6 protein-coding genes are annotated in these 7398 nt (G+C 67.6%); 4 read left to right on the top strand and 2 right to left on the bottom strand.

Annotated elements, in window-relative coordinates; all coding sequences use genetic code 11:
- Positions 1-108 precede the first annotated feature (108 nt).
- Positions 109-900: an SDR family NAD(P)-dependent oxidoreductase gene (locus IEY95_RS32220; protein ID WP_189189689.1), complete on the bottom strand. Its 792-nt coding sequence runs from the start codon at positions 898-900 to the stop codon at positions 109-111.
- 354 nt (positions 901-1254) lie between these two features.
- Between IEY95_RS32220 and IEY95_RS32215 the strand changes: the two genes are divergently transcribed.
- From IEY95_RS32215 to IEY95_RS32205, 3 genes are all read left to right on the top strand, one after another.
- Complete coding sequence (locus IEY95_RS32215) at positions 1255-1854, top strand: TetR/AcrR family transcriptional regulator (RefSeq protein ID WP_229703506.1); 600 nt, start codon at positions 1255-1257, stop codon at positions 1852-1854.
- Between the two features lie 137 nt (positions 1855-1991).
- Complete coding sequence (locus IEY95_RS32210; RefSeq protein WP_229703505.1) at positions 1992-2678, top strand: HAD family hydrolase; 687 nt, start codon at positions 1992-1994, stop codon at positions 2676-2678.
- A gap of 82 nt (positions 2679-2760) precedes the next feature.
- Positions 2761-2988, top strand: a complete 228-nt coding sequence (locus IEY95_RS32205) for a hypothetical protein (RefSeq protein WP_189189743.1) — start codon at positions 2761-2763, stop codon at positions 2986-2988.
- Here the strand turns inward: IEY95_RS32205 and IEY95_RS32200 are convergent, their stop codons facing one another.
- The gene (locus IEY95_RS32200; RefSeq protein WP_189189687.1) at positions 2989-4422 is read right to left on the bottom strand and encodes a gluzincin family metallopeptidase; all 1434 of its coding nucleotides are present in this window, start codon (positions 4420-4422) and stop codon (positions 2989-2991) included.
- A 1367-nt stretch (positions 4423-5789) separates the two neighbouring features.
- Here IEY95_RS32200 and IEY95_RS32195 point away from each other — a divergent pair.
- Positions 5790-7139: a phosphatase PAP2 family protein gene (locus IEY95_RS32195; RefSeq protein ID WP_229703504.1), complete on the top strand. Its 1350-nt coding sequence runs from the start codon at positions 5790-5792 to the stop codon at positions 7137-7139.
- The last annotated feature ends 259 nt before the right edge of the window (positions 7140-7398 follow it).

The raw sequence follows: 7398 nt of genomic DNA, 5'->3' as shown, positions 1-7398 counted from the left end.
CGGGCCATCTGAGACCCCCACGCCCGTGCCGTCGGTTGTCAGGCGGTTGCTTGAGCGACTCCCCGTGGCAATCAGCCAGCGAATCACCGTGGTTGGGCTGTCGGCTGATCAGCGGCTCGACCGCTGCGCCGCCACAATGGCGCCCATGGTCGGCTCTGCCTTCGCCAAGCGCTGAACTCGCTCCGAGAACCCGGGGAACTGCGACGCGACCTTGGTGAGGAACTTCAGTTCGAGCGGAGCGACGTTGATCTCGGCGACATCGCGCTCGATGGCCCGCATCACGCCCTTGACGACCCGCTCCGGCGAAACGGTGCGTACGCCGCCGGGCGTCGGCGAACCCGTCTTTGCGAACATCCCCAGGTCGCGTACGAAACCGGGCTGGACAATCGAGACCCCCACGCCCGTGCCGTGCAGGTCCTGACGGAAGGACAGTGAGAAGCCCCGGAGCCCGAACTTCGTCGCGGTGTACATGGACGACGACTTGGTCGCCGCCATCCCTGACAGCGATCCGACGAAGCAGATGTGCCCGCGCGCCGCCGCCACCATCTCCGGAGCCAGCAAGCGCGCGAGCATTGCGGGTGCGCGCAGGTTCACCGCGAGCGCACGATCGATCTGCTCAGGCGTGTAGTCGAGCACGTCGCCACTGGAGGGCAGGGCCGCGTTGGCGACGAGGATCTGCGTGCCGGTGGCCTCCGCGGCGAGGCGTTGGACATCGTCCGGATCAGCGAGATCGGCGAGGATGGTCCGGGCACCAAGGCGTTCGGCGAGTGGCTCCAGTGCCTCGCGACGCCGGCCCGTGAGAATGAGGTCGGCACCCCGGGCCGACAGTTCGGCGGCGAGCGACCCGCCGATGCCGCCCGTCACTCCGGTGATCAGAACGGTTGCCCCAGCAATGTGCACGACTGTCCTCCGACTCTGTTCGTTCGAACGAACAATAGGGAGGGAGGGTGATCCTGTCCACCGGTGTCGTCACCGAAGCAGCCGAATCGGCACGCAAGTTGAGATGGCGTCAGTCCCCCAGACGGTGCCGCGGCGTCGTATGCCATCAGGTGCGCCCCATGGACGTCGGCCGGGCGCGAATTCAACTGCACCTGCGTGAACCGGAGAACGACCGCATCGCAGTTCCCCGACCACGTCGCAGCGAGCCGGGATCCTCTCGTCGACTCCGCCTGCGGCGACCGTGCGGTGCCGATACGAAAGCCGCTCCCCCGCCCGTATCCGAGGCCGGACGGCGCCGGTGGAACAATGAGCGGCATGCCCAAGGTCGCCCTCTCCGCCCCGACACGTCAGCGCATCATCACGGCCGTCCTGCAGATCATCGGCGAGGGCGGGATCACGGCCCTCACCAACAGAAGGATCGCCAAGGAAGCCGGAGTCTCACTCGGCTCCGTCACGTACCACTTCGAGACCCAGCACGATCTGCTGCGTGAGAGCCTGCTGCACTTCGTGCGTGCGGAGGCCCGGCACTTCACAGAGCTGGCCGACCAGTGCCAGACCGAAGGCCTCAACATCGAGGACGCAGCGTCCCTGGCCGGCCAAGTAGCCTGCGGCACGGCGCTCGACAGCGCGCACCTCGCGCCCTTCGAACTGTACCTGCACGCCGGACGCGACGAACGACTGCGCGAGGCGGCGTCGAAGGCGTTCAGTGCCTACGACCGGCTCGCCACTCAGATCCTCACCGCCCTCGGCGTCCCGGACGCGGAACGCCTCGCGGCCACGACGGTCGCCGTGGTGATGGGCCTGCAACTCCGGCGCCTGGCGACCGGCAGCCCTGCAGACGACCTGGTCGACGCCCTCCTGCTGCTGACACGGGGAACTGCCTGCCAGTCGCCCGAACAAGATCTCCTGGCGTAGGGCCGGCACCCCAGACGATCGTCCGTGCCCAAGTGCGGGCGGAGTGCGGAAGGGCGCCGTACGGCAGTTCGCATCGTGGGGCCCTTTCACCCGGGCGGACGCGACTCGAATGCGTTCACCGCGGGGAGGCACTTCACATGCCTGTGATTTTCTTCGACATCGGGGCGACCCTGGCGGACGCCCACATGGAACTCGACGGCTCCCTGACACTCCAGCCCCGACCGCGTGTCATGGCCGTACTCGACGCCCTCCGCGAGGTGCGCACGGGGATCATCTCCAACCCCGGGCCGGGCGACGGGGCCGCCGCACGGGCAGCGGCCGCGCTGCACAAGGCGTTCCCCGGCCGTTTCACAGACGAGGCACTTGTGCACTGGGGTGCGAAGGACAGCCGCAGGATCTTCGACCAGGCGGTCGCGAGCACAGCGGGAGCGGCAGCCGGCGACTGTGTCTTCGTGGGCGAGGACGCGCAGGAGCGCGCGTTCGCACGGGAGGCGGACATGCGTACGGCGGCCCACCCGGTGTTCGCTCTCGCCGCGACGGAAAACCGTCCCGTGCTCCGGTCGCGGATCGAACTGACGGACGGCCTGGGCCTGCCCGAGTTGACCACGGCAGCGGATGAGACCGAGGCCGTTGTGGTGCAGCTCGTCTCCGAGCGGCTCGCGCTCGCCATGGTGACCACGCAGGGCGCCGAAACGCTCGAGCGCGCGGGTTTCACGGTGGACCTGCGGGGACCGGTGGATGACACGGCGGTGTTCCCGATCCGGGACGACCAGCCGGTCTCGGCGGCCGAATCGCTTGCGGACGGGCCTCACAAATCTCCGTAGGCGACCGGGGCGGCGCGGCACCGGACGGCCGCATGGTCCGCCCCTGCAGGCGTCCAGACACCAACGGAATAAAGGGCAACGCATGAGCGCAAACCGTGGTGAAGGCCGGCAGAACACCGGCGAAGGCGGACTGGGCGACGACGCCGAGCGCCGAGCGACCGAGAAATTCATCAGCGACCTACTGGCGCGGGGCGAGGCGGTGTTCGAGGGTCAGGAGCCGACGCCGAGTACAACGCACGTCATCAAGCGCGAGGACGACGGACGACTCACCGTCCGCCGTCTCCGCTTTTCCGGTGATTCCGCCGACTGATCAGTCGAAGCACAGCCGAACCAGAGCGAGACCTTCGCCGGTCGTGCTCCGTGTGATTTCGTGCGTCTTCAGCCGGGAGGGGCTGTCGTCGGCGAACGCCGCAATGGAGCGGTGCTCCTCGGGAACGTGGACGCGGCCGCGGCGGAAGAGGTCCTCCAGGTACGACGTGGCGACCCGCTCGGGGTCGGCGGGCCGCACCGAGCCGCCGGCGGGGTCAGAGCCCGCGATACCGAACCGTCGCTCCTCCGCAGGGGCGGAGAGGGTGAGGGGCTGAGTGACGCCGTACGGCGCCCCGTGGACCGTGACGGCCATGAGACCCTCGTCGTCACCACCGCCCGGCGTCGCCTCGGTGATTCCGGCGCCTCGGCGTGCCACCTCCGGCTCGGTGATCGACGCGGCGGCCTCCAGAGAGAGGATGCCGTGACGGATGAACGCCGAGCGCAGGGACTGACCGTACTTACCACCGTTCCGACGCTGGTCCGCGGCGATCATGTGACCCGCGACCTGTGCGTAGTAGGCGGACACCACGGGCGCGGCCACGGCTGCGTCCACCAGCAGCTGTCCCGCGATCTCGGCCGCCTTGGCCAGACCGGCCTGGTCCTGCAGGTCCTGCTGCCGGAAGATCCCGGCGATGACCTTCAAGAACGCACCGCTGAACACCCGGGAGAACGAGTGCGGCTCGCTGGAGAGCGTGTTCGCGGGTCCGTTCGGTGGCAGCTGCACCGGGTCGCGGTAGAAGAAGCTGTTCGACAGGTTGCGCAGGCAGTCCGGGTCGACCGCGCTCGGGTTGCCCTGGCGGATCGCCCAGCCCAGTTGCTCAGCCATCCTCGACACCCGCGAGGACTGTTCGAGGTTGCCCTGCGTCTCGGCCATGACCATGATCCGCAGCGATTCCAGCCCGAGTGAGGTCAGCAACGCGCTGATGTCACCGAACGCTTCGTGGAGGGCGGCCGTCTCTGCGCTCGCCGCGTTGAACAGCTGAGGACGCAGGGCGTCGAGGATCGCGTGACCGGTCTCGTGCTCGACGACCTCGGAGCTCTCGCACGCGGCGACGGTGACACCCGCCACCGTGCGGCGGAAGAACGACACGCCCCTGCGGTCGTAGAAGGCGTTGAGGTCATTGCCCGCGTTGAGGTGTGCGGTGAGGGCGCGGCCGACCTTCGGATGCCACTGCGTTCCGGTCGGAACCAGTGGACCCCAGGTCCGGCTGGCCCTGCTGAGCGCATCGGCCGCCACCCAGTAGCGGAATGCCTCGGTGCCCGGCCCGGCACCGTCCGGCTGCGGCGCGGCTTCCGCGATGGCCGTCGGGAAGGGTTGTATGTCGAGCTGTGGAACGGGATGCGGTACGGGCATGGTGACCTGCGCAGGAAGCCCAGGGTCGTCTTCGTACACCAGAACCGTCGGGATCGTGGCTTGCTGTTGTTGCACCGTCATGGCGCCTCACTGAGAGGGGAGAGATTGCGGATGATGGCCCCCACCACAGGGAAACTTTTTGATCAAAAGTCCCTCATGTTCAGTACGAGGCCCCGGTAGCCCGGTGTCAATCCGAACAGAAGTGGATGGGGCCGCCTCCGGCCGGCTTGGCAGCAGACGATTGGGCAGTCGCTCTTGACCCGTGGCCGGAGCGCACCTGCCACCAGTCCCGGCGACAGGATGAGAGCCCAGACGGGTGACGGTGAAAGCGTCAGCCGCGGTACGGCCGGTGCGGTGAGGCAGAGACATATACGACGGCCCTTTGGCCACCAGAGCACACGGGGGCCGCGCGCATCGGGACCGAATGCCGTACCAGGGCGGGACATCCGGCGACCTCTGCGGCGACAAGGTGCCACGCCCCTCCGGCCGGGCCGGACACCAGGCGGTCGATCAGCTCGACGAGGAACTGCGCGGCCAATTGGACGGAACGGCCCCGGATGCAGCTGTCGAACATGACGGCCGAGGTCGGCCCCCGTACGTCAACCGCACCGGAATGCCGTTGAGGAGAGGACAGAGGGCAGGCTCTCAGCTCAGAGACGGTGCTTGCGCGCCCACATGACTATTGACCTGCACAGATTCGCTGTGCTTCGCTCGGCGTGAGGGCTCAGCGGCACCGCTATTGACTGTGGTTGTCCGCTCTGAAGGGGACGCCAAGGGGACGGGTGGCATGCAGAGGCGGATCAAGGGTGCGCGATGAATTGGCACGGCACTCGGCTCAGAAACTGATCTTCGCGCCGCTCGTACGCAACCGGAGACAGAGGGTTGCCTACGACCGCAGTCGCCGGCCGAGTGATCGGCTCGCGAGGCCGACGAGGCCCGAGTCGTAGGTGGGGTCGCGAAGAGGACGTCCCGCACCTGAGCCGGCGGGTGACGCGCGGGGCGACGCCAGACTCGCCGTCCACCACGAACCCGGATCCAGCGCAGCCCATGCCGCATCGAGTGGAACGGCAGGGAGCGGGCGGCCCGGCGTCGTATCGCCACGGTCATCCAGGTCGACACGCTCGCTGAGGCTGTGGGGATACGCCGGCGGCGGGACGTCGACCTCGACAACTCAGCATCCGTGTGCGCCTCGCAGAGCCGGAGCGAACGAACGGGCGACGCGTCCCGTGCCACACCAAGAACGAGGCCGGAACCCGGACTGTGGTCTTTCCGTCTTCCCCCCGTCAGGCGGGCTGCTCTTCGTGAGGGAGAAAGCGGCCTCGACCGTAAGGTGACGGCGAAACCCACCCTCTCCTTTGACCTTTACCAACATCTAACAAATCGGCCAAAAATTGAGAAATACACCACCGCAGGTCTTTTCGCGAATAAACAGCAGAATCACGTTCTCCGTGTGGCGCCAACGACGGGCGAGACTCTGGGCCGTGGCGGGTGTCGCGGCCCTTGGATTCCTCATTGCGCTGGAGTTCGCCGCGCGTCGCTACGGCCTGCCCGGGCCGATCACCAACCAGGTGCGAGAGGTGATATTCCCTCCCAAATCGGGCTTCTTGTTGTACGCCAGTATGGCGTTGATGATGGTGGTGCTCACCTGGCGGCAACGGTTCATCGCGGTTGGTGCCGCGATCGGTATCGACGTCGCCTTCTTGGTGGTCCGGTGGGCGGTCGATGCCAAGGTGCCCGACGGCCACCCCTTCGGAAACGGCGCGTTGTGGGTGATTCTGGGCTGTGCGGTCATCGCTGTCACTCGCCGCACCGGCCGGGAACGGGTCCTGCTGCTGAAGGGCGTCGGGCTGAGCCTGCTACTGGTGGCCGGCCGCAAGACCGGCGACACCTGGCTGTTCATCACCTCGAAGACCCGCCCAGCGGTGCTCGACCAGTACGTGGCAACCGCCGATCACGCGCTCGGCAACCCGTCGTGGCTGGTAGGCCGGATCGTCACGGCGACGGGCCCGATCGGCCTCCATGTGCTCGACATCGTCTACGGTCAACTCGCGGTGGCCGCGGTCATCGTCGCGCTGTATCAACTGCGCAATGTGGCGGTCGAGCGCCGCTTCCCGAGCCATCATCTGGTGCGCACCTTCCTGGTGATAGGCCTCCTCGGGCCGGCCTTCTACATGATCTTCCCGGTGGTCGGACCGATCTTCGCCTACGGCACCGGAGCCGAGCACTGGAGGGCGGTCGGCCTGTGGTCGGAAATACCGCCCACCCAGCACTGGGCGGTGGCCAACCTGTGGCCGGGAACGCCGCCGCCGATCAGTACCCCGCACCACATGGCGTTCGACGAGATCACCCCACGGAACTGCATGCCCAGCCTGCACACAGCGTGGGCCACCGCGATCTTCATTCATTCCCGGAAGGGCCCACGGATTCTGCGATTCGCAGGAATGTTCTGGCTGATTGCCACGCTCACCGCGACGCTGGGATTCGGCTGGCACTACGGCGCGGATCTCATTGCCGGCGTGGTGTTTGTGCTCACGATCGAGGCAGCTCTGCGCTCGCTCGACCGCGGCTGGGACCGATCGGGGATCCAGCTGGTCGCATACGGCGCAACGGTCTTCGCTGCGCTCTTGGTGTCGTATCGCTTTCTGCCATTGGAGATGGCCATGCATCCGTGGGTGGCCGGACCACTCCTCATGCTGGCGCTGACCTCGGTGGTCTACGGCTACGTCCGAACCACCGAACTCTGGGAACCGAGGGCCGCACCAGCGCGGCAACCGGAACCGCAACCCGAACTGATTTGAATCGTGTTGCACCAGGTTGTGGGTTGAGCGCTGCCCGAATGAGGACGGGATGCTGGTGCGCAGCGGAGGCGGCATGTCAGCCCATGACGGACAGCCGCAGCTCTGCGGCGGACGCTCGCACCGCGCACGCCGAGCCGGAGCGGTACCAGGTCCGCCGGCTGTCATCGACATCGCATGCCAAGAGGCCGGGGTCGAGGGCGTGCCGGTGGACCGGCTTTACCGCGGCGCCCCTCCCGCAGCCGGACCACTGGCAGCGTCG

It is taken from the genome of Streptomyces albiflavescens (assembly GCF_014645835.1).
In the GTDB taxonomy this organism is placed as follows: domain Bacteria; phylum Actinomycetota; class Actinomycetes; order Streptomycetales; family Streptomycetaceae; genus Streptomyces; species Streptomyces albiflavescens.
The sequence above is the reverse complement of the archived record's forward strand: the minus strand, read 5'-3'. Positions and strand labels throughout refer to the sequence as shown.